Here is a 933-nt window from a genome sequence, read left to right as displayed (position 1 = left end):
ATTTGCTCTTGTATTCTATATAAAAACTCATCTTGTTTTATTGTACTGTCTATATTTGTAAGTTTGAAATTTTCACGATATTCATCGGATGCTATCAAATGAACTACTTTATTAGGTTTAGCTCCCATTTTTAAATTTAACTGAGATACATCGTTTTTATGAATTAACCCAAAAGAGGCAACCGTATCAAAGAGTCCTACAAAGTTAAAGATTATAGGTGTCTTCCTATCAACCCTCATATAAGAAGTAATTGACATTTCCTCTGAAATAAAATAACGTGCTGCAGCAGCTCCTCTACTAAAACCAAAGACGTTGATATATATTATCTTTATTTTCTTTGATCAATATCATACATTTTGAAACACCACTTTTTATTTTAGAAAAATAGTATCTTTTTTATTCCAATTATATAAAACATACGTATCTGTTTTTTCTATAAGATACAGATAAGTACTTTCCTTTTCTTTGTGATATTTAATACAAAAATACATTTTTTGGTTTTTATCTAATTTTATATGTTGTGCTATTTTATACAGGTTAATGGATTTTTCTTCTAAAATACTATTTATATGTTTTTCCTCTTTGTTAATAAATGATTTATTATTTTCATCAAGATAAAAATCAATATTATATTCTATTGTGTGGTTACAACATCTTTCTTTGGTAAAAATACGAGATGTTGTATCTGCCACAAACCCCGTTTCCTGTTCTATCTCCTCAAATAATTCCTTTTCTTTTTTACTTATAGGAGCTAACTCACTTCGAAAATCAAGGCGAATTAAACTAATTAAAACAATAAAAAGTATCACACCAATTATTCCTAAAATTGCTATAATGAGTGCTATTCTTTTAAAAATTCTACCAATTCCCATACTTCTATTGATTTTGAGGAAAAATCAGGTATTTTTTATGACCACATTTGCGACAGCAATA

General features: G+C 27.0%; 2 protein-coding genes. Both read right to left on the bottom strand.

All coding sequences use genetic code 11. The annotated features are described in order from the left end of the window. Positions 1-239 (bottom strand): phospholipase effector Tle1 domain-containing protein (locus tag HMPREF9075_RS03365; RefSeq protein ID WP_009415095.1); only part of this gene is annotated, 239 nt, incomplete at its 3' end. 132 nt (positions 240-371) lie between these two features. Then, positions 372-872, bottom strand: coding sequence for a hypothetical protein (locus HMPREF9075_RS03360; protein ID WP_009415094.1), 501 nt, complete (start codon positions 870-872; stop codon positions 372-374). Between the last annotated feature and the right edge of the window lie 61 nt (positions 873-933).

Origin of the sequence: Capnocytophaga sp. oral taxon 332 str. F0381 (assembly GCF_000318275.2) — a bacterium.
In the GTDB taxonomy this organism is placed as follows: Bacteria; Bacteroidota; Bacteroidia; order Flavobacteriales; family Flavobacteriaceae; genus Capnocytophaga; species Capnocytophaga bilenii.
Note: the sequence above shows the minus strand (reverse complement) of the source record. Positions and strands in the feature narration are given on the sequence as shown.

Bases quoted from the DNA above. Each gene is read 5' to 3' on its own strand.
- HMPREF9075_RS03360 (WP_009415094.1), bottom strand. From the start codon at position 872: ATGGGAATTGGTAGAATTTTTAAAAGAATAGCACTCATTATAGCAATT.